Genomic DNA, 24,869 nt, shown 5'->3' with positions numbered 1-24,869 from the left:
GCCCCCTTCGGTTGAGGGACTCCAAGGTGCCCGGAGACGCGACGACATGACCGACATCCCCAACGCCCAGCCCGATATGCGCAGCGAGACGCTGATGGACGCGCCCGACCGCAAGGTGAGCGCGCGCGACCTCTTCGGCGTCGACATCGACATGGAAGTGCCCGCCTTCAGCGAAGCGGACGAGCGCGTGCCGGACCTCGACCCGGCCTATGTGTTCGATCCCGACACCACGCTGGCGATTCTGGCCGGCTTCGCCTTCAACCGGCGCGTGATGGTGCAGGGCTATCACGGCACCGGCAAGTCCACACATATCGAGCAGATCGCCGCGCGCCTCAACTGGCCGTGCATCCGCATCAACCTCGACGCGCATATCAGCCGTATCGACCTGGTCGGGCGCGACGCGATCGTGCTCAAGGACGGCCAGCAGGTCACCGAGTTCAAGGAAGGGCTGCTGCCCTGGGCGCTGCAACGTCCGGTCGCGCTCGTCTTCGACGAGTATGACGCCGGCCGGCCGGACGTGATGTTCGTTATCCAGCGCGTGCTGGAGACGGACGGCAAGATGACCCTGCTCGACCAGAACCGCGTGATCCGGCCCAATCCCTATTTCCGCCTGTTTGCGACCGCGAACACCGTGGGCCTCGGCGACACGACCGGGCTCTATCATGGCACCCAGCAGATCAACCAAGGCCAGATGGACCGCTGGAATCTGGTGGTGACGCTCAACTATCTGCCGGCCGCCACGGAGGCCCAGATCGTCCTCGCCAAGTCCGGCGAGTATGACCATGAGGGCGGTCGCAAGGAAGTGGAGAACATGATCAAGGTGGCGGAGCTTTCCCGCCAGGGCTTCATCAACGGCGACATCTCGACAGTGATGAGCCCACGCACGGTCATCTCGTGGGCGCAAAACGCGCTCATCTTCAAGGATGTCGGCTTCGCTTTCCGCCTCTCCTTCCTCAACAAGTGCGACGAGGCCGAGAGGCCGCTGGTGGCGGAATATTATCAGCGTGTCTTCGGCAAGGATCTGCCCGAGAGTATCGTCGGCCGAAACGCATGATCGTCGTCGAGCGGATCGCGTCGGACGGCACGGCTCACCGGATCACAATCCGCGCGCATGAGCTGGTGGCCGACATGTCCCTGCCCGATGGCGAGGACGCCGGGCCTGACCCGCATGACCTCTATGATGCCGCGCTTGGCGCGTGCAAGGCCATGACGATGCTCTGGTACGCCCAGCGCAAGGGCATTGCGCTCGATGACATTCATGTCGGCGTGCAACGCGACGCTGCCCACGAACGCGATGGCGTCTACAGGCTTACGACGCGGATCGCGATCGGCGGCGATCTCTCCGCGCAGGAGCATGCCAAGCTCATCGAGGTGGCGGCGAAATGCCCGGTCCACAAGCTGATGAGCGAAGTGAAGACCGAGATCGAGACGATCGCGATTCCTTACGTCTGAGACCCGTCCCGGCTTGACATGAGCCGGTGCCTCCCCCAGCCCCGGTGCCATGGCCGATCGCTCGCCTCTCGACGCTTTCAAGGATGTGCTGACCGGGACGGCCCGCGCGATCGCGCGGGACGCCGAGGTGGAGCTGGGCTTCACGGCGGACATGCCTCACGCGACCGGCAAGAGCCTGAAAGTACCGGCGCCGGGACGCACGCTTCCGCCCGGCCAGATTGCCCTTGCCCGCGGATATGCCGACTCCTTCGCCCTGCGCCTGCGTCATCACGACGCCAGGCTGCACGGCGCGGTCGCGCCCGCCGAGCCGATCGCGCGCGCAGCCTATGACGCGATCGAACAGGCCCGTGTCGAGGCGATCGGCGCACGCGCCATGGCGGGCATGCGGGCCAATCTGGCAGCCGCGCTCGACCTGCGTCTCGCCACCGATCCGCTCCTCCATGCACGCAAGGCTGACGAAGTGCCGCTCGCGACGGCGCTTTCCCTGCTGGTGCGCGAACGGCTGACGGGCACTCCCCCGCCAGAGGCCGCGCGCGCGGGCGTGGACCTCGTGCGCGACTGGATCGAAGAGAAGGCAGGGGGCGATCTCGACGCGCTGGGTCTTGCGCTCGACGACCAGCGCGCCTTCCAGCAGCTAACCCGAAACCTGCTCCAGCATCTCGACCTTGTCGCAGCCGAACCGCAGAACGAACAACCCGCGCCCGATGAGGAAGAAAGCGAGCAACAGGACGAACAGGACGAGGGCGGGGAGGATGACACCCCCGAGCCCGAGGGAGACAGCGACGCCCGCGCCGAGGCCCGCGACCGGGAGGAGGGCGAGAACGACGGTAGCGAAGACGAGCAGGAAATCGACGAGGAAGTCGACGGAGACGGCGATGACGAGGCTGGTGACGGCACGGAGGAAGGCATGCTGCCTGTCCGCCCCAACCGGCCCTGGTCGGATCTTCCCCCGGACTTCAACTATCGCGCCTTCACAACGGCCCACGACGAGATCGTTGCGGCCGGCGACCTGTGCGACGCCAACGAACTGACCCGGCTGCGCGGCTTCCTCGACCAGCAACTCGCCCATTTTCAGGGCGTCGTCACCAAGCTCGCGAACCGGCTCCAGCGCCGCCTGATGGCGCAGCAGCTGCGCAGCTGGGACTTCGATCAGGAAGAAGGCCTGCTCGACGCCGCGCGGCTGGCGCGCGTGGTCGTCAGCCCCGGCCAGTCCCTCTCCTACAAGACTGAGCGCGACACGGAATTCCGCGACACGGTGGTGACCCTGCTCATCGACAATAGCGGTTCGATGCGCGGCCGGCCGATCGGCATCGCCGCGATCAGCGCCGACATCATGGCGCGCACGCTGGAGCGCTGCGGGGTCAAAACCGAAATACTGGGCTTCACCACGCGGGCGTGGAAAGGCGGGCTTTCCCGCGAGGACTGGCTCGCCGCCGGCCGACCGGCGACGCCCGGGCGCCTCAACGACCTGCGCCACATCATCTACAAGCAGGCCGACGAGCCCTGGCGCCGCGCTCGCACCAATCTGGGCCTCATGATGCGCGAGGGGCTGCTCAAGGAGAATATCGACGGCGAAGCGCTGCTCTGGGCACATGGCCGCCTCATTGCGCGGCGGGAAGAGCGGCGCATCCTCATGGTCATCTCAGATGGAGCGCCGGTCGACGATTCGACGCTTTCGGTCAACAGTGGAACCTATCTCGAGCGCCATCTGCGGCAAGTAATCGAGTGGATCGAAACGCGGTCTCCCGTCCAGCTCGTCGCCATCGGCATCGGCCATGACGTGACGCGCTATTATCGCCGCGCCGTCACCATCATGGATGCCGAGCAGCTCGGCGGCACGATGGTCGAGCAGCTCGCCGGCCTGTTCGACGAGGACTGACGAGTCGTGCTCTGGTGGATCCCCGCGACGCTCCTTGCGGCGGCGGCGCAGGTGGCGCGTAACGGCCTGCAGGCGAACCTCCGAAGCCAGATCGGCACGCTCGGCGCGACGCAGGTGCGGTTCGTGTTCGGGCTGCCCTTCGCCTGTCTCTTCTGGCTGGTGGCATGGGCGCTGCTGGGAGGTCCCCTGCCGCACTTCACCGCTGAAGCATGGAGCTACGCGCTGCTCGGCGCTCTCACCCAGATCGCTGCTACGGCGCTGATGCTGGTCGCGATGGCACAGCGCGCCTTTGGCGTGGCCTATGCCTATATCAAGTCCGAGCCGATTCTCGTGGCGCTGTTCGGTGTGTTGCTGCTGGGCGACCAGCTGACGCTGCTGGCCTGGACCGGGATCGTCATTGCGACGATCGGCATCCTCGTCGTCTCGGTCGATCCGCGCAGCTGGCGGGACTTGCTGCGTGAGGGCCGGCCCATGGCATTTGGCATCGGCGCGGGCGCTTTCTTCGGCCTCGCGTCTGTCGCGTTGCGCGGCGCAATCGTCTCCATGGAGGGCGGCGGGTTTTTCATGCGGGCTCTCACCGTGCTTGCCGTGGTGATGGCCGTACAAACGCTGGTGCTGGGGCTGTATCTCGCTCCGTTCGATCGCCCTGCCTTCGTCGGCTCGCTGCGCATCTGGCGGCAGAGCCTCACCGCCGGATTTCTGGGCGCGCTGGCGACCGCTGGGTGGAACGTCGCGCTTTCACTTTCGGCTGCAGCGAACGTTCGCACGCTCGGTCTGATCGAAATGCCTGTAGCGGGATTTTTCAACCGGCATGTAAGCGGAGGCACGCTCAGCACGCGGGAGTGGATGGGTATGGTGCTTGTGATCAGCGGCATTGCTCTGCTGATGACGCAGGCGCTCTAGAACCCCACCGTCCAGCGCAGGGCCGATCCGAAATCATCCGGCATGACGGCGATGTTACCCGCATCGCGCCGCCAGTAGAGATGACCGTCGATCCAGCCGCCCGCCAGAGAAAGGCCGTAGACCAGCTCGGCATTGCGCTCACGTCCAGTGGGGGAGAGGTCCAGCCGGGACGTCCGCGTTTCGACGAGACCGCTTTGCCAGTCATAAGCGACAGGCAGGGTGAGATCGAAACGGCTGTGCGTCACACGCAGCGGGGCAGAGAACCGGAGTCCGCCGACATCCCCGATAGCCAGAACATTGCGCAGACTGGCGTCGGCTGACCAGCTTTCGCTTTTCAACAAGCCCCCATTGATGAGAGCGCCACCCGCTGCGGCGCGGGTCCAGCCGCGCCGCCAGCCGCCAGAGAGCGTGAAACCCTCGATGGGCTCGATCGCCAGCCTGACTTCCGCGAACATACTCCGCGCCGACTGGCCGCCAAATGCCGGCGCGAGACGTGCGCCCAGCAGGCTGCCTTCCTCGTTCACCATTTCGCCGGCAAGCGAGGCGAGCAGAGGGCCGGCAACCGCTATGATACCCACCTCCGCGCTTTGATAGCGTGCGGGACGCAGTGTCGCGCTGTCGGTAACACGGCCCCGGCGATCCCACCGGCTGGCAGCGCCTGTCGTCATTGCGCCGTGGAGCGTGAGAGCACTGGACAGGCGGTGACTGACGGAGAGCTGAGCATCCGCGCGCAAATCCTGCCCGAGATCGCCCAGCGCCTCGCCCGCCACCAGAAAGGGAACGACCGACGAGCCATCCGTGCCCGTCTGCAGCAGTGCGCCAGTATCCCGCGAGATGCCGAGCGCAAAGCGCGTGTCCGGCCCGAGCGCAGCGACGATCCGGGCGGAGAGCAATTGCGCGGTCGCCGCGTCGGCACGGGTCAGATCGAGCGCCTGCGTCGTGATTTGCCCATTGCGGCCCGGTGCGATCGACGCAGTGATGCTTAGCGCGCCGTTGCCTCCCGCCACCTGACGTGTGCGCATGCCGAACGCCGGGCCAAGCGCAGGCCGGGCCGTCCGGACCCGTAAGCTAGAACCGAGATCGATACCGAAAGCGCGGCCATAGCCATCCAGCATCACCGCACCGAGCGCCTGCCCGGTCGCGCTGCTCGCATCGCCCATCGCGCTTGAAAGCGTCGATGTGTCGCTTGTGGAGACCGGCACGGCGCTGCCCGCGAGGCTGGAAGAGCCCACGGGCTGGAAGGTACGGGCGAGATCGAGAATTCCGCGCCCGAACACGGCATCGGGACCACTCGCGCCTGCGTCCCGCGCAGTCGTGAGGATGAGCTGCACGACCTCCGCAGGCGTGAGATTGGGGAAGGCCTGCGCGATCAGCGCCACAGCGCCCGCAATCTGCGGCGCCGCAAAGGACGTGCCCGAATAAAGAAGCTGGGCGCCGGTGTGATCGAAAGAGAGCACGCGCTCGCCCAGCGCCGAGATGGTGGTCTGCTCGTAGCCCTGCGCGCCATTGGCGAAACTACTATGGGCGTCCTTATTGTCCACGGAGGTTGCGATGATGACGAGGCCTCGCGACACATTGGGCGCGGCGAGGGAACGCGCCAGCGCATCGGGCGCCGCTTCCTTGTCGTTACCGGCAGAAATGACAATGATGATACCCGCCGCTGTTGCTCTGCTCACCGCCTGAGCAAGAGAGCCGCCCGCAGCGCCACCGCCGAGCGACATGTTGATGACGCGTGCGCCCTGCTGCCGGGCATAATCCACCGCGCTTGCCATCGCGCTGCTTGCGAACGTGCAGCCGCTGGTATTTTCGGTCGTCTTCGTGGAGCAGGAGCCCGGCGTGTCGGCCCGCAGCCCGAGCACCGATGCGCCCCACGCCATGCCCATGCTGAGCTGATTATTGCGTGCGCCGGCGATGACCTGCGCAACCGCAGTACCATGTCCGCTCTCGTCGGACGCAGAGCTGTTGCCTGCGAAATCGCGGGACAGCGGGCTCAGCCGGGCGCCAAGCTCGCCATTGGGGTCCGACACGCCGCTGTCCACCACGCCGACCATGATGCCAGCCCCGCTCGCACCCGCCTGATAGGCCGCGATCGCGCCATGATAGGACGCCGAGGAGCGCTGATACTCCGCCGTATTGTAGTTGATCGTCGAAGCCGCGGGAGGGGAAGGCGTGGGTGACGGAGTGGGTGATGGCGATTGGCCGGGTGATGGAGCGGGGGTCGATGATACGCCTCCGCCGCCACCACAGCCCGCCAGCGTCAGGGCGATCACCATCATGCCTGAGCTTGCTGTCAGCCGCATAATTGCTCTGCCTCTCTTCTCGCCCATGGAGCGGCAGTAGCGGACTTTGGTTAACAGCCCCTTCCCAGCGGGATGAGCCGTAGCTCGCACATACGGCGCTTGCCGAGGCGACACTTGCTCTCCACAACGAGAGCATGGCGTCGATCGATCCTGCCTTCGCTCATATCGACACCTGGATCTTCGATCTCGACAACACGCTTTATCCGCCATCCTGCGACCTATTCGAGCTGATCGAGGAGCGGATGACCGCCTATGTCGCCCGGCTGCTCGGCTGCGACCTCGCCCAAGCGCGGGATATCCAGAAAGGCTTCTACCACGAGCATGGCGCAACCCTGGCTGGGCTGATGGCCAACCATGGAGTCGATCCCGGCCATTTTCTCGACGAAGTACACGCCATTCCACTCGACCGGTTGTCGCCCGATCCCGAACTGATACGCACTCTTGCTGCCCTGCCGGGACGGCGGCTGGTCCACACCAACGGCGACGCGCATTATGCCGCACGCGTGCTCGATGCGCTGGACCTCACGCCTCTTTTCGAAGCGGTGCACGATATTCGCGCCGCCGGATTCCGTCCCAAGCCCGATCCGCAAGGCTACGCCCTGCTGATCGACAACCACGGCGTCGAACCCTCGCGCGCCGCATTCTTCGAGGACATGGCGCGCAATCTAGCGCCCGCCAAGGCGCTGGGCCTCACCACCATCTGGTACAACAATGGCGTGGAAGGCGGCGACCGGGGTTCACAGAGCGGCTATATCGATTATGAGACGCGCGACCTCGCGCCGTTCCTCCGGCGCATCCTGGGACAGGACGACGCCTAATGACCGACCAACTCTCCGCCACCATCGACGCTGCCTGGGAAGACCGCGCCAACGTCGGCCCCGACACGAAGGGGGAGGTTCGCGAAGCCGTAAACGAAGCGCTGGCCATGCTCGATTCGGGCCGTGGCCGTGTCGCCGAGCCGGACGGCAATGGGGGGTGGAAAGTCAATCAGTGGCTCAAGAAAGCCGTGCTGCTCTCCTTCCGTCTCAACGACAATGTGCTCGTGGACGGCGGGCCGGGCGCCGGTCACTGGTGGGACAAGGTGCCGAGCAAGTTCGCCGGATGGGGCGAGGCCGAATTCCGCGCGGCGGGATTCCGCGCCGTGCCTGGCAGCATCGTTCGTGCAGGCGCCCACGTGGCGAAGAACGTCATCCTCATGCCCAGCTTCGTCAACATCGGCGCCTTCGTGGACGAAGGCACGATGGTCGATACCTGGGTGACGGTGGGGAGCTGCGCGCAGATCGGCAAGAACGTTCATCTCTCCGGCGGCGTCGGCATCGGCGGCGTGCTGGAGCCGCTGCAGGCCGACCCCGTGGTGATCGAGGACGACTGCTTCATCGGCGCGCGCTCGGAAGTGGTCGAGGGCGTGCGAATCGGCAAGGGCTCCGTGCTCTCCATGGGCGTGTTCATCTCCTCCACCAGCAAGATCGTCGACCGCACGACCGGCGAGATCTTCACGGGCTACGTGCCGCCTTATTCGGTGGTCGTTCCGGGATCGCTGCCCGGCAAGCCACTGCCTGACGGCACGCCCGGCCCGAGCCTCGCCTGCGCCGTCATCGTCAAGCGCGTGGACGAGCGCACCCGCGCCAAGACGGGCATCAACGACCTGCTGCGGGACTGATCGCCCGCGTTACCCCGCTGGCGCAGGGGCGGGCGGCGGGGGCTGATGCGAGAACTGCTCCAGCGCGGGATCGATCGCCGCCCATGACGGCGCCTCGTCCGTCCAGATTGCGGCCGTTGGCGCCAGATCGCCCGACTGATCGAGAATACCGATGCGCACCGTGCGGAACTGCGGCCGGGCCGAGCTTTCGCCCATGATATGCGTGCCGCAGCCGGGGCAGAACCATTGCGAAAGCGTGTTGCCACTGGCCGCGACATAGCGCGAAGCGGCGAGGTCTCCGCTGACGCTCAGATCCTCGGTGCGAAACATCGCGTTGTTCGTTGGCCCTCCCGCCGCAATGCGCTGGCACTGACGGCACCAGCACTGGCGGATCGCCACAGGCTCCCCTGCGATCTCCAGACGCACAGCGCCGCAGCTACAATGACCCGTATAATGTGCATCGCTCATTGCGTCTTCGTTCCGTCCAGTTCGGCGACCGTGCCGGAGGCCCACGGTTCGCCTTTCATTGTCTCAGCGACTTTCTCCGCCGCCTCCATCACGCGCAATATGTTGCCACCGGCCAGCTTGGCAATGTTTGCGTCGGTCCAGCCACGCTTCATCAGTTCGAGGAGCAGCGGCGGATAGCTCTCAACGCCTTCCATCCCTTCCGGCAGCGCCGGCAGACCGTCATAATCGCCGCCCAGCCCGACATGATCGTAGCCTGCGACTTTCGCGATATGATCGACATGATCGGCGACGACGCCGAGTGTCACCTTAGGCGCCGGATTGGCGGTTGCCCACGCATCGTTCGCGGCCTTCGCCTTGTCGGGCTGGCCAAGGAACAGCGAAGCATTACGCGCGGTTTCCGCCGCACGCTGTGCGGTCCACTGGCGGAGCGGTTCCGAGACGAAGCCGGGCGCGAAATTCACCATCACCACGCCGCCATTCTCTGCCACTTTGCGCAGCACCAGATCGGAAACGTTCCTTGGATGATCGGCCTGACCCCGCGCGCTGGAATGGGAGAAGATCACAGGCGCCCTGCTCGCCGCGATCGCGTCCAGCATCGTCGCCTCGCTGACATGGCTGAGGTCCACCAGCATGCCGAGCCGGTTCATCTCATGCACCACCGCAACGCCGAAGGGGGTAAGACCGTCATGCGCGGGTGCATCCGTGGCGCTGTCTGCCCAGCTTATCGTCTTGCTGTGCGTCAGCGTGAGGTAGCCCACGCCCAACTCATGATAGGCGCGCAGCACCGAGAAGCTCTCGTCGATCTGCCCGCCGCCCTCCGCGCCCATCAGCGAAGCGATCTTGCCGGCCTTGTGCGCGGCACGGACCTGTGCGGCGGTCCGCACCAGCGCGAAATCCTGCGGGTAGCGCGCAACGACCGACTTCACGAGATCGATCTGCTCCAGCGTGGTCTTCACCTGCTCGAGCGGCGGAAGATTGGCCGAGACGTAAACCGACCAGAACTGGCCGCCCACAAGACCCTGCCGCAGCCGGGCAATATCCGTATCATAGGCAACCGGATCGAGCCGATTGAGGTCCATGGTCCATCGCTTGCCACCCGCAACCTCGGCCAGCGTCATCGGCCAATCGTTATGGCCGTCGATCAGCGGCGTCTTTGCCAGAATGCGCTTGAGACGCGGCAGATTGGGATCGGCCGGGTCCGCAGGCGCGGCATGGAGAGACTGGGCGCTGGCGAAGGCCAGCAGCAGGGCGATGGGGGTGAGGGCTTGGCGGCGCATAGAGGCAGCTTAGGTGCGCCGCAGCAATCGTCAATGGCTTGGTGTCGACCAGTCAGGGCCAGTCGGTGCGGCCATTCAGCGAGAGGAAGCAAATCTCCGACTGCGCAGCGGAGAAGGTCGCGGGATCGGCCGTCTCGCATTTCTCGCCATCGACAAGAAGCGAGAGCGTGCCGCCTGCTTCGCTCCCGGCAATGGCCAGCGCTTCATGCACGCCGAGTCGATCCACCGGCCCCTCGCGAAAGTCTCCCTTCAGCCAGGCCCATCCATGGGCGAGCAGATCGCCCGCCCCTTCCGCGCGCACGCCAAACAACGTGATGCCGCCTTCGCCCGGCTGAAGATAAAAGGCCGGATACTCTCCCGGCACACCGTGCGCAGTCACGCACTGCTCGCCCAGAGTCGCGGCGATGGCCTGGGGAACGGTTTCCACAAGAGCTTTGACATCGACCTGACGAAGCTGCTCCCGCACATCGCCCCACGCAGTCGTCGGCCCCGCGAACAACCCGGAAATCGCCGTGAACTCTCCCACGGTGATAAGGGGTATCGTTATCGCGTTCGCCTTGCCTGCCAGCACCGCATCCATGATTTCGAGGGGCTTGGCCTCACCATGGAGAGCGCGGGAAAGGAGGTTCATCGTTCCGCCGGGCAGGACCAGAAGCTCGCCCTGCCAGCCGGACAGCGCCTCATGCACAGCGCTGACCGTGCCGTCTCCGGTCATGACGAGAATGCGATCCACGCCGCGCGCCATTCGCGCGTCGGGCAGATCGTCCGTCCCCACTTCGATCACGCGTTCAATCGGCTGGCCAGCCGATTCGGCATGGTCGCGGATCGCGCTGACAAGGCTCTCATCGTAACTGCCGCTCTGCGGGTTGACGATGAACCAGTGAACCGATTTGCCGTTCAGGGCGGCCTCCTCTTGAGCCGGGGCGGGCTTGGCGCTAGGGACCGCCAATCATTGCAGCAACGCGGCTGCCCGCGAGGACACAAAGCAAGATGGCCGAATTCTCCCTGCCCGCCAATAGCAAGGTTCGCAAGTCCGGTGTCGTGCATAAGGCGCCGGACGCAGCCGGTCAGGTCAAGACGTTCAAAGTCTATCGCTACGATCCGGCATCCGGCGAGAACCCGCGCTACGACACGTTCGAGATTGATCTTGATGAATGTGGGCCGATGGTGCTCGACGCGCTCATCAAGATGAAGAGCGAGCAGGATGCGGGCCTGACCTTCCGGCGCTCCTGCCGCGAGGGCATCTGCGGCTCCTGCGCGATGAACATCAACGGCCGCAACGGCCTCGCCTGCACGACCGCGATCGAGGACTGCAAGGGCGACGTGCAGATCACGCCGCTACCGCACATGGACGTGATCAAGGATCTCGTCCCCGACTTCACGCACTTCTATGCGCAATATGCCTCCATCCAGCCCTGGCTCAAGACGGTGACGCCGCCGCCGGCCGGCAAGGAGCGCCTGCAGTCGCCGGAAGATCGCGAGAAGCTGGACGGGCTCTACGAGTGCATCCTGTGCGCCTGCTGCTCGACGAGCTGCCCGAGCTACTGGTGGAACAGCGACAAGTTCCTCGGTCCGGCCATTCTGCTACAGGCCTATCGCTGGCTGGCGGATAGCCGGGACGAGATGACCGGCGAGCGACTCGACGAGCTGGAAGACCCGTTCCGCCTCTATCGCTGCCACACGATCATGAACTGCGCGAACGTGTGCCCCAAAGGCCTCAATCCGGCGAAGGCAATCGCCGAAACCAAGAAGATGATGGTCGAGCGCCAGCTCTGAGCGCGCCCGACTCGCAATGACCAGCCTCGCCGAAGCCTATGCCGCGCTGGTCGCGCGGGGCGAAGTGCGATCCGACCCTGATCAGCTCAAGGCGGTTGCCCTGCTGGACAGGGTGAAGACGGAACTGGAAAGTGCGCCGCCGCGCGGCAGCCTCATCTGGAAAATGTTCGGCAAGACGCCGGACCCGGTGCGTGGCGCCTATCTCTGGGGCGGCGCGGGGCGCGGCAAGACCATGCTGATGGCGCTGTTCTACGATATGCTGACCGTCCGGCGGAAGCGGCGCGTTCACTTCCACGCCTTCATGATCGAAGTGCATCAACGCCTGCACGCCGCGCGCGAAAACGAGCAGGGCGACCCGATCATTCAGGTCGCGCAAGCGATCGCCGACGAGACCCGCGTTCTCTGCTTCGACGAGCTTTTCGTAACCAGCAGCGCGGACGCAGCGATTCTCTCACGCCTGTTCACGGCGCTCATCGAGCGGCGTGTCACAATAATCGCGACCTCGAACCGTCCGCCGCGCGATCTCTACAAGAACGGAATCAACCGCGACCTCTTCGTGCCGTTTATCCATCTGCTCGAAGCGCGACTCGACATCCTCGCGCTCGATGGACCGACCGACTATCGCCGGGACCGACTCGGGTCAGCGGCGACATGGCACGTGCCGGCGGACGACGTTGCGACCAAAGCACTCTCCGCCGCCTTCTTCAGTCTTACCGACTATCCGCCAGAAGATCGCGCCCATGTACCGAGCGAAGAGCTGGACGTGGGCGGCGGGCGAACTCTTCACGTGCCCAAGAGCCTGAAAGGCGTCGCGGTCTTCTCCTTCAAGCGGCTGTGCGGGGAGGCGCGCGGCGCCAGCGACTACCTCGCCATTGCCCGGCATTTTCACGCGGTCATCATCGTCGGCATCCCGATCATGGGGCCGGAGAATCGCAACGAAGCCGCGCGTTTCGTCACGCTCATCGACGCGCTCTACGAGTATAAAGTCAAGCTGCTGGCAAGCGCGGCTGCTGCGCCCGATGCCCTCTATCCCACTGGCGACGGGAGCTTCGAATTCCAGCGCACCGTATCGCGCCTCGAAGAGATGCAATCGGACGAATATCTCGCCTTAGCGCACGGATCCGATAACGATTGACGGGTCAGACATGCGGAAAAGTGATTACGGAAGGCATTTAATGATATTGCGAATGAATTGCATATAAAAGTCCTTCTGAAGAGACATCATGCATTGAAACGGTAACCATTTGGGCATAAGGCGGCCAGCGATCACGAAAAAACTCCCCCCGAACCAAGGAGCATTGGATGGCCCGCAAGAAGATCGCGCTGATCGGCGCCGGCAATATTGGCGGCACACTCGCCCATTTGGCAGCGCTTAAAGGTTTGGGTGACATCGTTCTGTTCGATGTCGTGGACGGTGTTCCCCAGGGTAAGGCGCTCGACCTCTCCCAGTGTGGCCCGGTCGAGGGCTTCGACGCGAAGATCATCGGCTCCAATGATTATGCCGACATTGCAGGCGCAGACGTCATCATCGTCACTGCCGGCGTCGCCCGCAAGCCGGGCATGAGCCGCGACGATCTGCTCGGCATCAACCTCAAGGTCATGAAGGCCGTGGGCGAAGGCATTAAGGCCAACGCGCCCGACGCGTTCGTCATCTGCATCACCAACCCGCTCGACGCGATGGTCTGGGCGCTGCGCGAATTTTCGGGCCTGCCCCACAACAAGGTGGTGGGCATGGCCGGTGTGCTCGACTCGTCGCGCTTCAGCCATTTCCTCGCCGAAGAATTCCAGGTCTCTGTGAAGGACGTGAACAGTTTCGTCCTTGGCGGCCACGGCGACACCATGGTTCCGGTCGTTCAGTATTCGACTGTCGCGGGCATCCCCATTCCCGATCTCATCAAGCAGGGCCGTTCCACTCAGGAGCGCATCGACGCGATCGTGCAGCGCACCCGCTCGGGCGGCGGCGAGATCGTCGGCCTCCTCAAGACCGGCTCGGCCTTCTATGCGCCCGCGACCAGCGGCATCGCGATGGCCGAAGCCTATCTCTACGATCAGAAGCGCCTGCTGCCTGCCGCCGTGCATCTCTCCGGCCAGTACGGCGTCGATGATCTCTATGTCGGCGTTCCCGTCATCATCGGCGCGGGCGGCGTGGAGCAGATCGTCGAAATCGAGCTGGACGAGGCGGCCAAGGGCTATCTTCAGGTCAGCGTCGACGCGGTCAAGGAACTGCTGGTGGCGTGCAAGGGCATCGACCCGAGCCTCGCGTGATTTAAACGGCTCTCACGCCCTCCCCGTCGGCTCCGGCCTGTGACGGGAAGGGCGCAGGGGGTCAAAACTGCGCGCCGGTTGTCGGCGCCAGCGTGCATGAAGGAGCAATATCCTCGTGAGCATCCTCGTCGACAAGAACACCAAGGTCATCACTCAGGGCATGACCGGTGCGACCGGCACCTTCCACACTGAGCAGGCGCTGGCCTATGGCACGCAGATGGTCGGCGGCGTGACGCCGGGCAAAGGCGGCACCAGCCACATCGGCCTGCCCGTCTTCGACACGGTGGAGGAAGCCGTCGCCAAGACCGGCGCGACCGCCAGCGTCATCTACGTGCCGCCGCCATTCGCTGCCGATTCGATTCTGGAGGCGATCGACGCACAAGTGCCGCTGATCGTCACGATCACCGAAGGCATCCCCGTGCTCGACATGGTGCGCGTGAAGCGTGCGCTCTCCGGCAGCAAGTCGCGCCTCATCGGCCCGAACTGCCCCGGCGTGCTGACGCCGGGCGAGTGCAAGATCGGCATCATGCCCGGCTCCATCTTCAAGAAGGGCAGCGTGGGCGTTGTCTCCCGCTCGGGCACGCTTACATATGAAGCAGTGTTCCAGACCTCGAATGCAGGCCTCGGCCAGACCACTGCGGTCGGCATTGGCGGCGATCCCGTCAATGGCACCAACTTCATCGACGTGCTGGAGCTCTTTCTGGCTGACGACGCCACCGAGTCCATCATCATGATCGGCGAAATCGGCGGCGACGCCGAGGAGCAGGCCGCGCAGTTCCTCATCGATGAGGCGAAGAAGGGGCGCAAAAAGCCGATGGCCGGTTTCATCGCAGGCCGCACTGCCCCTCCGGGCCGTCGCATGGGCCATGCCGGCGCCATCGTCTCGGGCGGCAAGGGCGACGCGGAAAGCAAGATCGCGGCGATGGAAGCCGCGGGCATCAAGGTCGCGGCGAGCCCCAGCGAGCTGGGAACCACGCTCTTGGAAGTTCTTAAGGGCTAAGCGTGTAACGGAGCTGGCCGCGTCTGGCGGGGGCCAGACGACAGGTCGCCCTGCGGGGGCCGGATACGAAGGATCGAGGATCAGGCCATGGGTTACGAAGGTCAGGATTTCAGCGGGACGGCAGAAGTCGAGCAAGGCCCGAGCTGGGCACGGCGCGGCTGGCCGATGGACGTGACGGACGATCTCACGTCCGCGCTCGACCCCACCCAGATGCAGGCGGCTGTGAAGGCCGCCGCCAAGAAGGCTGGCACGGGAGCCCCGGCGAGCGAAGCTGACATTGCCGCCGCCGCCGCTGATTCGATCCGCGCCATGATGCTGATCCGCACCTACCGGGTGCGCGGACATCTCGCCGCCAATCTCGATCCGCTGGGCCTGACGCAGCGCGATCTGCCGGCCGACCTGACGCCGGAATATCATGGCTTCTCCGGCAAGGATCTCGACCGGAAAGTTTATCTGGGCGGCAATCTGGGCCTGGAGTGGGGCACAGTGCGCGAAGTCGTCGCCATCCTGCGCGCAAACTACTGCGGCAATGTCGGCTTCGAATATATGCATATCTCGGATGTGGAGGAGCGCCGCTTCATCCAGGACCGGATCGAGGGTGGCGACAAGTCGATCGACTTCACGCCGGCCGGCAAGAAGGCGATCCTCACGAAGGTCATTCAGGGCGAGCAGTACGAGAAGTTCCTGGGCCGTAAATATGTCGGCACCAAGCGCTTCGGCCTCGACGGTGGCGAATCGATGATCCCCGCCCTTGAAGCCGTCATCAAATATGGCGGCGCACTGGGCGTGCGCGAGATCGTCTATGGCATGGCCCATCGCGGCCGCCTCAACGTGCTTGCGAACGTGATGGCCAAGGGCTTCCGCGTCATCTTCCACGAATTCTCTGGCGGCACGGCCAATCCGGAGGATGTCGGCGGATCGGGCGACGTGAAGTATCACCTCGGCACCAGCACGGACCGCGAGTTCGACGGCATCAAGGTGCATATGAGCCTCGTGCCCAACCCGTCGCATCTCGAAACGGTGGACCCGGTGGTGCTCGGCAAGGTGCGCGCGCAGCAGACCTTCCGCGACGATCTGGCGAATCACGAGCAGGTGCTCCCCGTGCTCATCCATGGCGACGCGGCGTTCGCTGGGCAGGGCATCGTCTGGGAGTGCTTCGGCTTTTCGGGCGTCAACGGCTACAACACCGGCGGCTGCATCCACTTCGTCGTCAACAACCAGATCGGCTTTACGACCAGCCCGCAGTTCTCGCGCGGCTCGCCTTATCCCAGCGACGTTGCCAAGGGCGTGCAGGCGCCGATCCTGCATGTGAACGGCGACGATCCCGAAGCCGTGACCTTCGCCTGCAAGCTGGCGATCGACTATCGCCAGACCTTCCATCGCGACATCGTGATCGACATGTGGTGCTATCGCCGCTTCGGCCACAATGAGGGCGACGAACCGAGCTTCACGCAGCCGCTCATGTACGAGCGCATTCGCCAACACCCGCCGGTGAGCGAGGTCTATGCGGCCCGGCTCGCGTCCGAAGGCGTGATCGACGACGCGTTCACGAAGGAAGTGACGGACGGGTTCGTCACCAATCTCGAGGACGAGTTCGAGGCGGCGAAAAGCTACAAGTCCAACAAGGCGGACTGGTTCGCCGGCCGCTGGTCCGGCCTGCATCAACCCGCCGACGTCGAAACCGCGCGCAAGAGCGTCGAATCGGCGATTTCTCCCAAGCTCTTCGAGAGCCTGGGCCGCACGCTGACGACGGTGCCGGAGGGCGTCAACGTCCACAAGACGCTGCGCCGCATCCTCGACGCGAAAGCCGAGATGTTCCGCTCTGGCGAGAATTTCGACTGGGCGACCGGCGAGGCGCTGGCCTTCGGCTCGCTCCTTTCGGAGGGCTATGGCGTTCGCCTTTCGGGGCAGGACTCCGGCCGCGGCACCTTCTCGCAGCGACACGCCGTCTGGGTCGATCAGCAGAGCGAGAACAAATATATTCCGCTCACGACTGTGCCGCATGGCCGGTTCGAAGTGCTGGATTCGCCGCTGTCCGAATATGGCGTGCTCGGCTTCGAATATGGCTATGCCATGGCCGATCCAAAGACGCTGGTGCTCTGGGAAGCGCAGTTCGGCGACTTCGCCAACGGCGCCCAGATCATTTTCGACCAGTATATCTCTTCATCGGAGAGCAAGTGGCTGCGCGCCAACGGTCTCGTTTGCCTGCTGCCGCACGGCTATGAGGGCCAAGGGCCGGAGCACAGCTCTGCACGACTGGAGCGCTATCTCCAGCTCTGCGCCGAAGGGAACATCCAGGTCGCCAACTGCACGACGCCGGCCAATTATTTCCACATTCTGCGCCGGCAGATGCTGCGTCCGTTCCGCAAGCCGCTGATCCTCATGACGCCCAAGTCGCTGCTGCGGCACAAGATGGCGGTGAGCAAGGCCGAGGACTTCCTGGGCGAAACGCACTTCCGTCGCATCCTTTCTGATCCGAACGGCGCGGCCGACACGGAGACGAAGCGGCTCGTGCTCTGCTCGGGCAAGGTCGCCTACGACCTGATCGAAGCGCGCGACGCGGCGGACGACAAGAGCACGCAGATCGTTCGCGTCGAACAGCTTTATCCGTTCCCGACCGACGCACTCGCCGTCCGTATCAAGCGCATGACCGCGCTTGAGGACATCGTGTGGTGTCAGGAGGAGCCCCGCAACAATGGCGGCTGGTTCTTCGTCGAACCGTTCATCGAACAGGCCCTCAAGGATGCAGGCAAGGCGCCGATGCGCGCGCGTTATGCCGGCCGCAAGGCTTCCGCATCGCCGGCCACCGGCCTTGCCAAGCGCCACCTTGCCGAGCAGGGCGCGCTCATCGCCGATGCCCTGGGCCACAGCGTCCGCACCGAAATCAAGCGCCAGAAGAAAGGCTGATTCATGGCCACTGAAGTCAAGGTTCCCGCACTGGGCGAGTCCGTTACCGAAGCGACCGTGGGCCAATGGCTCAAAAAGCCCGGCGAGGCCGTCGCGCTCGATGAGCCCATCGCCAGCCTGGAGACCGACAAGGTCGCGATCGACGTGCCCTCGCCCGTCGCAGGTGTTCTGGGCGAGCAACTCGCCAAGGAAGGCGACACGGTCAATGTGGGCGCGGTGATTGCGACCGTGGCGGAAGGCGCCGCCGGTGCCAGCCCCGCCCCTGCCAAAGCTGAAGCGCCCGCCGCTGCTCCGCCGCCCGCGTCGGCAAGCGCTCAGGCTGCTGCACCTGCCGCCTCGACCAGCACGCCCGCTCCGGCCCCCGCAAATGCGGAGAGCACGCCGGGCGCCGCCACCCTGTCTCCCGCCGTACGTCGGCTGGTGCTCGAGCATGGCCTCGACCCCAGCAAGATCGGCGGCACGGGCAAGGACGGACGCCTGACCAAGGATGACGTGATGGCCGCGATCAGCGCCGGCACGGCCGTCGCCGCAGCGCCCGCCGCTGCCGTACCGGCTACCGCTGGCGCCACCGCAACCGGGCCGAGCCGCGCGCAAGAGCGCGTGAAGATGACCCGCCTGCGCCAGACGGTCGCCAAGCGGCTGAAGGAAGCGCAGAACAACGCGGCGCTGCTCACCACCTTCAACGATGTCGACATGACCAACGTCATCGAGGCGCGCGCGAAGTATAAGGACCTCTTCGAGAAGAAGCATGGCGTCCGTCTGGGCTTCATGGGCTTCTTCACCAAGGCCGTGTGCATGGCGCTGAAGGACATCCCCGGCGTCAACGGACAGATCGAGGGCGATGAGATCGTCTATAACGATTTCGCTGACATCTCCGTGGCCGTCTCAGCCCCGAACGGACTCGTCGTGCCGGTGATCCGCAATGCGGAGAGCATGAGCGTCGCTCAGATCGAGAAGACGATCGGCGACTTCGGCAAGCGCGCCAAGGAAGGCACGCTCACCATGGAAGACATGAAGGGCGGCACCTTCACCATCTCCAATGGCGGCGTCTTCGGCAGCCTCATGTCCACACCGATCATCAATCCTCCGCAGTCGGCGGTGCTCGGCCTTCACCGCATCGAAGAGCGTCCGGTCGTCCGCAATGGCCAGATCGTCATCCGCCCGATGATGTATCTCGCCCTCTCCTACGATCACCGCCTGATCGACGGACGCGAGGCCGTGACCTTCCTTGTCGCGGTGAAAAACGCGATCGAGGACCCGACCCGACTGCTGATCGATCTGTAAGGAAAAAAGCAGTGCTCCTGCGAAGGCAGGAGTATTTGATGGAGTGAATGATGGCAGACCAGTTCGACTATGACGTAATCGTGATCGGCTCCGGGCCAGGCGGCTATGTCGCGGCGATCCGGGCGGCACAGCTCGGCCTGAAGACCGCCTGCGCGGAGAGCCGGGAGACGCTGGGCGGCACCTGCCTCAATGTCGGCTGCATTCCTTCCAAGGCGCTGCTCCACGCCAGCGAATATTTCGAGGCGGCGGCGGGCGGCACCTTCGCCAAGCTCGGCATCAAGGTGAAGCCCGAGCTCGACCTGCCCACCATGCAGGGTCAGCGCGTCGACGCCGTGAAGGGCCTCACGGGAGGCATCGAGTTCCTCTTCAAGAAGAACAAGATCGACTGGCTGAAGGGACATGCGACTTTCGTCGATGCTCACACTGTCGAAGTGGCCGGCGAGAAGAAGAGCGCGAAGAACATCATCATCGCGACCGGCTCGTCGGTCACGCCGCTGCCCGGCGTGGACGTGGACAACAGCAAGGGCGTCATCGTCGATTCAACCGGCGCGCTTGAGCTGGACAAGGTGCCGGGTCACATGGTCGTCATCGGTGGCGGCGTGATCGGGCTGGAACTGGGCAGCGTATGGCGCCGCCTGGGCGCGAAGGTCACGGTCGTCGAATATCTCGACCAGATCCTGCCCGGCATGGACGGCGACGTGCGCAAGGAAGCGAACAAGATCTTCCGCAAGCAGGGCATCGAGTTCAAGCTCTCCACCAAGGTCACGGGCGCGAGCGTGAACGGCAAGACCGCCACGCTGACGCTGGAGCCCGCCGCAGGCGGCCCTGCCGAAACGATCGAAGCGGATGTGGTGCTGGTTTCCATCGGCCGCCGTCCTAATACGGACGGGCTTGGCCTCGACAAGATCGGCCTGGAGCTCAACAAGCGCGGCCAGATCGAGACCGACCATGAATTCGGCACCAAGGTGCCCGGCGTCTGGGCGATCGGCGATGTGATCCCCGGCCCGATGCTGGCGCACAAGGCCGAGGACGAAGGCATTGCCGTCGCGGAGAATATCGCTGGCCTCACGGGCATCGTGAACCATGACGTGATCCCGAGCGTCGTCTACACCATGCCGGAAATCGCCGGCGTGGGCCTCACCGAGGAAGCGGCCAAGGAGAAGGGCGCGATCAAGGTCGGCAAGTTCCCGATGCTCGCCAACTCGCGCGCCAAGACCAATCACGAGCCGGATGGCTTCGTGAAGGTGATCGCGGACGCCGAGAGCGACAAGGTGCTGGGTGTGTGGATCATTGCATCCGTCGCCGGCACGATGATCGCGCAGGTCGCGCAGGCGATGGAATTCGGCGCCTCGAGCGAGGATATCGCCTATACCTGCCACGCGCACCCGACGCACAATGAGGCGATCAAGGAAGCGGCGATGGCCGTGACCGGCAAGCCCATCCACATCTGACGAGGATCGGCGGACCACCCCGCGCCGTTCTGCGCTTTCTCCGCTCGCCGCGAAGAGCCAGAATATCTGTGGAAAACTGCCCTCGCGCCCTTCCGCGTGCGGGGATAGCTTTGTATGCCCCGGCACGTGAGCGCATTCGTTGAAATCGGCACCGATCCCTCGGGTGCGCCTGTCCGCATCGACATAGAGGAGTTGCTGGCGACTCGCCTGCTCGTTCAGGGCAACAGCGGCTCAGGCAAATCGCACCTGCTGCGCCGTCTGCTGGAAGAGAGCGCGTCCCTCGTTCAGCAAGTGGTGATCGACCCCGAGGGGGACTTCGTCACGCTCGCCGAACCCTTCGGGCATGTGGTGATCGACGGCGCGGCTTATTCGGGCGGTGAGATCGCCCGGCTGGCATCGCGCATCCGGCAGCATCGCGCCTCTGTCGTGCTCGCACTGGATGGCCTCGAAATCGAGGCGCAGATGCGCTGCGCCGCGCTCTTTCTCTCCACGCTTTTCGATGCCCCGCGCGAACAATGGTTCCCCGCCCTCGTTATCGTGGACGAAGCGCAAATGTTCGCACCGGCAGTCGCAGGCGACGTGAGCGACGAGGCGCGCCGTCTCTCGCTCGCCGCCATGACCAATCTGATGTGCCGGGGCCGGAAGCGCGGGCTGGCGGGCATCGTCGCGACCCAGCGCCTTGCCAAGCTCGCCAAGAACGTCGCGGCGGAAGCGTCCAACTTCCTGATGGGCCGCACGTTCCTGGATATTGATATGGCGCGCGCCGCCGATCTTCTGGGGATGGAGCGGCGGCAGGCCGAACAGATACGCGATCTCCAGCGCGGGCATTTTCTGGGACTTGGTCCTGCGATTACGCGTCGGCCGCTGTCCGTGCGGATCGGCTCGGTGCAGACGGGCTCGCGCGCAGTCTCGCACGCGCTGGCGCCGCCACCCGATGTTTCGGGAGAGGATCTGTTCGCGCTCATTCACGATGACCTGTCAGCGGACGATCGCGGCCTGCCGGGCTTGGACATCGCGGAAGCAACGATCGCCACCCCCGCCCCGGCAATTGCAGCGGACGACCTCATGATGCGGATCGAGGCGGGGCAGGATAACGTGGAAGACGCAGCGCCAGCCCGGGAAGATTCGTCCGCGCCTGCACCAGCCGATCCGGAACCGGCTATCGCGGAAATCCTGGCCGAAATGGCGCAGGAGGACGACTGCACCTTCCAGCCGCCAGCCGTGCTTTTCCAGGATTTCTCGGTTCGTTGCCGGATGCGGCGCGTGAGTGCCACCGGCACCAATCTGGCGCAGTTCCGGCGACGCTTCGCTGCCGCTCTCGCGGGCCTCGACGACCGGCCGGGAGGCACTGACACCGAGATTCTGCGGGTCGCCGCCGAGGTGCCGGAAGACCTGCTCGCGCCCTTCCTCGTTCTCGCGCGGGCCGCGAGAGACGGCGCACCCTGCCCTGACGATGCGCAGCTCGCCCGCGCTTATGGCACGCGCTCGCCCGGACGCATCCGCCGCCTTCTCGACCATTTCGAAAAGAGCGGCCTGATCGTGGTGCGGACCGATTTCAGCGGACGGCGATCCGTCACCATCCCAGATCTCGGCCTGACCACCGCACCACTCGAAGCGTAACCGGCGAGCGCCGGCATCCAATGTCCGGCCAGACTAATGCCCGGAGACGTCCGCGCCCTCTTCCAATGCCGCGCGACGATGCCGCCGCGCAATGGACCAGACGAGGAACACGATCACCGGCACGAGCAAGGCGTGGATGATCTCGCTCGACGCCGGAAGGGAGACGAGATGGAGCGCCTCCAGCATGTAGCCGACCAGCGCCAGCACATAATAGCTGATCGCCGCGACCGAGAGCCCCTCGACCGTCTGCTGCAAGCGAAGCTGGGCCTGTCCGCGCTGATCGAGCGAGCGGAGCAGGGCATTGTTCTGCTCGGCGAGAGCGAGGTCCAGGCGTGTGCGGAGCAGTGCGCTGGTCGAGTGGGCACGCGCCGATAGATCGCTCAGCCTCGCCGCCAGCGATTCGCACGTCCGCAATGCGGGCGCCAGCCGCCGCTCGGTAAACTGGTCGAGCGCCAGAAAGCCGCGCACCCGCGTCACTTCCAGTCCGCGAAGCCGATCTTCCACCAGCGTGCCATAGGCCTTCGATGCGCCGAGCCGGTAGCTGGTCTCGACATGGATAGCAGCCAGCTCCTCGCTGATGCCCGAAACCTCAGCGAGCAAATCGGCCGTGGCCGAGCTTTCCCGCGCGATGTCACGCGTGACATTGGCGAGGCGAAGCTCAAGCGCGCGCAATCGCGCGATGGCGCTGCGCGCGACTGGCAGACCCAGCAAGGCCATTTTTCGGTAGTTGCCTAGCTCCAGGAGCTGCTGGAGAACATGGGCCGCCTCGTTTCCGCACAGTCCATGATCGACGACGATGATCCTGCCGGCATCGCCATGGCGGCGGAAATCGGAATAGACCCGCGCGCTGGACCCGGCCACATCACAAAGGATGAGGTCCGGAAACGAGAATTGCGACTGAAGATGCTGCGAGCGCTCCGGCTCTTCCCATTCGGCGCCCAGGAACAGCATGTGCGTGGACCGCATGATCGCGCCGGGAAGACTGTCCTTCCAAGGCAGGTCCACCACCGGCAAGCCTTCGGGCGGAAGCCGGTCGCCTGCGGAAAGTGGCTGAATGAGTGTGTAGGTCACGAACTCGGTGTGCGCTTCCCACACGAACTCGCCCTCACCGACCGGGCAGCGATAATAGCGCGCGCCTTCTCTCACTGGTGGCGCGTCCGGCCATGCCGACACGAGCGTCTGCAGGCTGCGCCACGCGTCCTTCTCGTCGGCAATGACGAGCGACTGATAAAGCTGCGATGAAGCGCGAGCAGTCAGAAACTTGCGCTGATGCATTTCGGCCGTGAGGGTATCGCGCAAGGGATGATCGAACTGTGCGTGCTCCATCATCTCCCCCGTCATGTGCGCGGAATATTCCGCGTCATGCTCTCTGTCCCCGCTTCGCCTCTCGCGACGAAGATCGTGAAAGACTGTATCGGCGCCCCATCAGCCTGTCCACTGGGGCTACCGCCGGGGGTCATGGTGGGCGATGACGGGCTCGAACCGCCGACATTCTCGGTGTAAACGAGACGCTCTACCAACTGAGCTAATCGCCCGCGCTCTTGCGCGGCGCCGCGCCTAGCCTGTTTCGCCGCTCGGGTAAAGTAGATGCCGCAATACCCGCGCCACGAGACGTTCAGCTCGCCTTGGGGCCAAGCACGCCCCCGCTTGCGCGAACTGCCTGTGCCCACGCAGAAAGCGCCTGCGCTGCCTTGTCCGACAGCTCGATGAATGCTCGCCGTCCATCGACCGGATCGTCAACACGTTGGAAAATACCGCGATCGGTCAACTGACCGATCCATCGCAGTGCCGTACTCGGCGGCACGGCGGCAGCGATGCAGAGGCTGGAGACGGAGACTCGCTCCCCTGCCAGACGCGCGGCGAAAAGATCCAGCAGCATATCCCACGCCGGGTCGGCAAAGAGGTCCTCCGGCAGGAAGCGCTCGCGCAATCGCCGTATCCGAATGAGCGCCCTTATCTCGCCATGGTCGGGAGGCGATCCTGCCTCCACCTTCCCCTTCGGCTGCTCCACTGCAGGTCCGCGATATGGTCGCTCGTTCTCGTTCACAAAGCTGGGCGAGCGCGCCTCTCCTCCCACAAGCCGCTCGATAGTGGCAGCAAGACGGCGGACTTCCTCACTCAGCTTATCAAGACGGGACGAATCCGCGTCACCTGTGACATCCGACAGGCTCGCCTTATGATTCTCTCGGGCCTCCAACCCGGAAACCGCAAGCGCCGTCACGATATCGGGCAGGGCGGGCTGGCACAGAAGCGTGCACTCCGGCCCGTTCAGTTCAGCAAAGACAAAGTCGATCGCCTCGATATCGAACAGAACGACAAGTCGGCAAAAGGGGAGTTCTTTCCGCTCATCATTGGCGCGGATCAAAGCGTCTTGCGCTCGTGCATTCGTCAGGCCGCCGCGCAGGTCCAGGACCAGAACGTCCAGTGCGGCGGTTTGCACCAGTCGCTTCGGCAGCTCATCCAGAGTGACTTGCGAAAACACACGCTGGCCCAGGGCGTGGGCTAGCGAAGACAGGTCAGGCTGGAGGGCGCTGAAGCCGCAAATCAATACAGTGGCGCGGCTATCTTCCGCCATATCCATCGCCTCTACTCCGATTTTGAGTGCTTTACGCGCCATTCTGTCATGTGCGCCCGCGTCGGCCATGCGC

The 24,869-nt window shown here is 64.8% G+C and carries 20 protein-coding genes and 1 tRNA gene; 14 read left to right on the top strand and 7 right to left on the bottom strand.

Annotated elements, in window-relative coordinates; genetic code table 11:
* The first annotated feature begins 46 nt into the window (after positions 1–46).
* The 4 genes from cobS to ACNAOH_RS08950 are packed head-to-tail and all read left to right on the top strand — an operon-like array spanning position 47 to position 4,234.
* On the top strand, positions 47–1,054 hold the full coding sequence (gene cobS, locus ACNAOH_RS08965; protein ID WP_443969847.1) for a cobaltochelatase subunit CobS: 1,008 nt from the start codon (positions 47–49) through the stop codon (positions 1,052–1,054).
* Positions 1,051–1,452: an OsmC family protein gene (locus tag ACNAOH_RS08960; protein ID WP_443969846.1), complete on the top strand. Its 402-nt coding sequence runs from the start codon at positions 1,051–1,053 to the stop codon at positions 1,450–1,452. Before cobS ends, ACNAOH_RS08960 begins: the two co-directional genes overlap by 4 nt.
* Positions 1,453–1,501: 49 nt before the next feature.
* The gene (cobT, locus tag ACNAOH_RS08955; protein ID WP_443969845.1) at positions 1,502–3,331 is read left to right on the top strand and encodes a cobaltochelatase subunit CobT; all 1,830 of its coding nucleotides are present in this window, start codon (positions 1,502–1,504) and stop codon (positions 3,329–3,331) included.
* Between the two features lie 6 nt (positions 3,332–3,337).
* Complete coding sequence (locus ACNAOH_RS08950; RefSeq protein WP_443969844.1) at positions 3,338–4,234, top strand: EamA family transporter; 897 nt, start codon at positions 3,338–3,340, stop codon at positions 4,232–4,234.
* On the opposite strand, the gene ACNAOH_RS08945 is transcribed toward ACNAOH_RS08950, so the two are convergent.
* Positions 4,231–6,534: a S8 family peptidase gene (locus tag ACNAOH_RS08945; protein ID WP_443969843.1), complete on the bottom strand. Its 2,304-nt coding sequence runs from the start codon at positions 6,532–6,534 to the stop codon at positions 4,231–4,233. The genes ACNAOH_RS08950 and ACNAOH_RS08945 overlap by 4 nt on opposite strands.
* Positions 6,535–6,668: 134 nt before the next feature.
* On the opposite strand from ACNAOH_RS08945, the gene ACNAOH_RS08940 reads away from it, so the two are divergent.
* Both ACNAOH_RS08940 and dapD read left to right on the top strand, forming a co-directional pair.
* Positions 6,669–7,352 (top strand): pyrimidine 5'-nucleotidase, encoded by a 684-nt coding sequence (locus ACNAOH_RS08940; RefSeq protein WP_443969842.1) that lies wholly within the window; start codon positions 6,669–6,671, stop codon positions 7,350–7,352.
* Positions 7,352–8,194: a 2,3,4,5-tetrahydropyridine-2,6-dicarboxylate N-succinyltransferase gene (gene dapD, locus ACNAOH_RS08935; RefSeq protein ID WP_443969841.1), complete on the top strand. Its 843-nt coding sequence runs from the start codon at positions 7,352–7,354 to the stop codon at positions 8,192–8,194. Before ACNAOH_RS08940 ends, dapD begins: the two co-directional genes overlap by 1 nt.
* Positions 8,195–8,203: 9 nt before the next feature.
* Here the strand turns inward: dapD and ACNAOH_RS08930 are convergent, their stop codons facing one another.
* The 3 genes from ACNAOH_RS08930 to ACNAOH_RS08920 are packed head-to-tail and all read right to left on the bottom strand — an operon-like array spanning position 8,204 to position 10,867.
* Positions 8,204–8,641, bottom strand: a complete 438-nt coding sequence (locus ACNAOH_RS08930) for a GFA family protein (protein ID WP_443969840.1) — start codon at positions 8,639–8,641, stop codon at positions 8,204–8,206.
* Positions 8,638–9,918 carry a dipeptidase gene (locus tag ACNAOH_RS08925; protein WP_443969839.1) on the bottom strand — a complete coding sequence of 427 codons (1,281 nt, stop codon included), beginning with the start codon at positions 9,916–9,918 and terminating at the stop codon, positions 8,638–8,640. The genes ACNAOH_RS08930 and ACNAOH_RS08925 overlap by 4 nt, the downstream gene beginning before the upstream one ends.
* A gap of 52 nt (positions 9,919–9,970) precedes the next feature.
* Complete coding sequence (locus tag ACNAOH_RS08920; RefSeq protein WP_443969838.1) at positions 9,971–10,867, bottom strand: diacylglycerol/lipid kinase family protein; 897 nt, start codon at positions 10,865–10,867, stop codon at positions 9,971–9,973.
* Between the two features lie 41 nt (positions 10,868–10,908).
* Here ACNAOH_RS08920 and ACNAOH_RS08915 point away from each other — a divergent pair, with 41 nt between their 5' ends.
* From ACNAOH_RS08915 to ACNAOH_RS08880, 8 genes are all read left to right on the top strand, one after another.
* A complete protein-coding gene (locus ACNAOH_RS08915) occupies positions 10,909–11,694 on the top strand; it encodes a succinate dehydrogenase iron-sulfur subunit (protein WP_443969837.1) in 786 nt (261 codons plus the stop codon).
* Between the two features lie 16 nt (positions 11,695–11,710).
* On the top strand, positions 11,711–12,829 hold the full coding sequence (gene zapE / locus ACNAOH_RS08910; RefSeq protein WP_443969836.1) for a cell division protein ZapE: 1,119 nt from the start codon (positions 11,711–11,713) through the stop codon (positions 12,827–12,829).
* Positions 12,830–12,996: 167 nt separating this feature from the next.
* Positions 12,997–13,959: a malate dehydrogenase gene (mdh, locus tag ACNAOH_RS08905; protein ID WP_443969835.1), complete on the top strand. Its 963-nt coding sequence runs from the start codon at positions 12,997–12,999 to the stop codon at positions 13,957–13,959.
* Between the two features lie 115 nt (positions 13,960–14,074).
* A complete protein-coding gene (sucD, locus tag ACNAOH_RS08900; protein ID WP_443969834.1) occupies positions 14,075–14,959 on the top strand; it encodes a succinate--CoA ligase subunit alpha in 885 nt (294 codons plus the stop codon).
* Positions 14,960–15,046: 87 nt separating this feature from the next.
* Positions 15,047–17,866 carry a 2-oxoglutarate dehydrogenase E1 component gene (locus ACNAOH_RS08895; protein WP_443969833.1) on the top strand — a complete coding sequence of 940 codons (2,820 nt, stop codon included), beginning with the start codon at positions 15,047–15,049 and terminating at the stop codon, positions 17,864–17,866.
* A gap of 3 nt (positions 17,867–17,869) precedes the next feature.
* Positions 17,870–19,150: a 2-oxoglutarate dehydrogenase complex dihydrolipoyllysine-residue succinyltransferase gene (gene odhB / locus ACNAOH_RS08890; protein WP_443969832.1), complete on the top strand. Its 1,281-nt coding sequence runs from the start codon at positions 17,870–17,872 to the stop codon at positions 19,148–19,150.
* A gap of 50 nt (positions 19,151–19,200) precedes the next feature.
* A complete protein-coding gene (gene lpdA, locus ACNAOH_RS08885; RefSeq protein WP_443972093.1) occupies positions 19,201–20,601 on the top strand; it encodes a dihydrolipoyl dehydrogenase in 1,401 nt (466 codons plus the stop codon).
* A 126-nt stretch (positions 20,602–20,727) separates the two neighbouring features.
* Complete coding sequence (locus ACNAOH_RS08880; protein ID WP_443969831.1) at positions 20,728–22,221, top strand: helicase HerA domain-containing protein; 1,494 nt, start codon at positions 20,728–20,730, stop codon at positions 22,219–22,221.
* A 33-nt stretch (positions 22,222–22,254) separates the two neighbouring features.
* On the opposite strand, the gene ACNAOH_RS08875 is transcribed toward ACNAOH_RS08880, so the two are convergent.
* The 3 genes from ACNAOH_RS08875 to ACNAOH_RS08865 form a co-directional block, all read right to left on the bottom strand.
* The gene (locus ACNAOH_RS08875; protein WP_443969830.1) at positions 22,255–23,562 is read right to left on the bottom strand and encodes a DUF3422 domain-containing protein; all 1,308 of its coding nucleotides are present in this window, start codon (positions 23,560–23,562) and stop codon (positions 22,255–22,257) included.
* Positions 23,563–23,680: 118 nt separating this feature from the next.
* Positions 23,681–23,756 (bottom strand) — tRNA-Val (locus ACNAOH_RS08870).
* 80 nt (positions 23,757–23,836) lie between these two features.
* The gene (locus ACNAOH_RS08865) at positions 23,837–24,796 is read right to left on the bottom strand and encodes a MarR family transcriptional regulator (protein WP_443969829.1); all 960 of its coding nucleotides are present in this window, start codon (positions 24,794–24,796) and stop codon (positions 23,837–23,839) included.
* Between the last annotated feature and the right edge of the window lie 73 nt (positions 24,797–24,869).

Source organism: Sphingobium sp. CR28 (genome assembly GCF_052327305.1).
GTDB lineage: Bacteria > Pseudomonadota > Alphaproteobacteria > Sphingomonadales > Sphingomonadaceae > Sphingobium.
The sequence above is the reverse complement of the archived record's forward strand: the minus strand, read 5'-3'. Positions and strand labels throughout refer to the sequence as shown.

Coding starts and splice junctions, on each gene's coding strand:
- zapE (WP_443969836.1), top strand. CDS start 11,711: ATGACCAGCCTCGCCGAAGCCTATGCCGCGCTGGTCGCGCGGGGCGAA.
- cobS (WP_443969847.1), top strand. CDS start 47: ATGACCGACATCCCCAACGCCCAGCCCGATATGCGCAGCGAGACGCTG.
- ACNAOH_RS08865 (WP_443969829.1), bottom strand. CDS start 24,796: ATGGCGGAAGATAGCCGCGCCACTGTATTGATTTGCGGCTTCAGCGCC.
- ACNAOH_RS08945 (WP_443969843.1), bottom strand. CDS start 6,534: ATGCGGCTGACAGCAAGCTCAGGCATGATGGTGATCGCCCTGACGCTG.
- ACNAOH_RS08940 (WP_443969842.1), top strand. CDS start 6,669: ATGGCGTCGATCGATCCTGCCTTCGCTCATATCGACACCTGGATCTTC.
- cobT (WP_443969845.1), top strand. CDS start 1,502: ATGGCCGATCGCTCGCCTCTCGACGCTTTCAAGGATGTGCTGACCGGG.
- lpdA (WP_443972093.1), top strand. CDS start 19,201: ATGGCAGACCAGTTCGACTATGACGTAATCGTGATCGGCTCCGGGCCA.
- ACNAOH_RS08875 (WP_443969830.1), bottom strand. CDS start 23,562: ATGACGGGGGAGATGATGGAGCACGCACAGTTCGATCATCCCTTGCGC.
- ACNAOH_RS08895 (WP_443969833.1), top strand. CDS start 15,047: ATGGGTTACGAAGGTCAGGATTTCAGCGGGACGGCAGAAGTCGAGCAA.
- mdh (WP_443969835.1), top strand. CDS start 12,997: ATGGCCCGCAAGAAGATCGCGCTGATCGGCGCCGGCAATATTGGCGGC.
- ACNAOH_RS08915 (WP_443969837.1), top strand. CDS start 10,909: ATGGCCGAATTCTCCCTGCCCGCCAATAGCAAGGTTCGCAAGTCCGGT.
- dapD (WP_443969841.1), top strand. CDS start 7,352: ATGACCGACCAACTCTCCGCCACCATCGACGCTGCCTGGGAAGACCGC.
- odhB (WP_443969832.1), top strand. CDS start 17,870: ATGGCCACTGAAGTCAAGGTTCCCGCACTGGGCGAGTCCGTTACCGAA.
- ACNAOH_RS08960 (WP_443969846.1), top strand. CDS start 1,051: ATGATCGTCGTCGAGCGGATCGCGTCGGACGGCACGGCTCACCGGATC.
- ACNAOH_RS08925 (WP_443969839.1), bottom strand. CDS start 9,918: ATGCGCCGCCAAGCCCTCACCCCCATCGCCCTGCTGCTGGCCTTCGCC.
- ACNAOH_RS08930 (WP_443969840.1), bottom strand. CDS start 8,641: ATGAGCGATGCACATTATACGGGTCATTGTAGCTGCGGCGCTGTGCGT.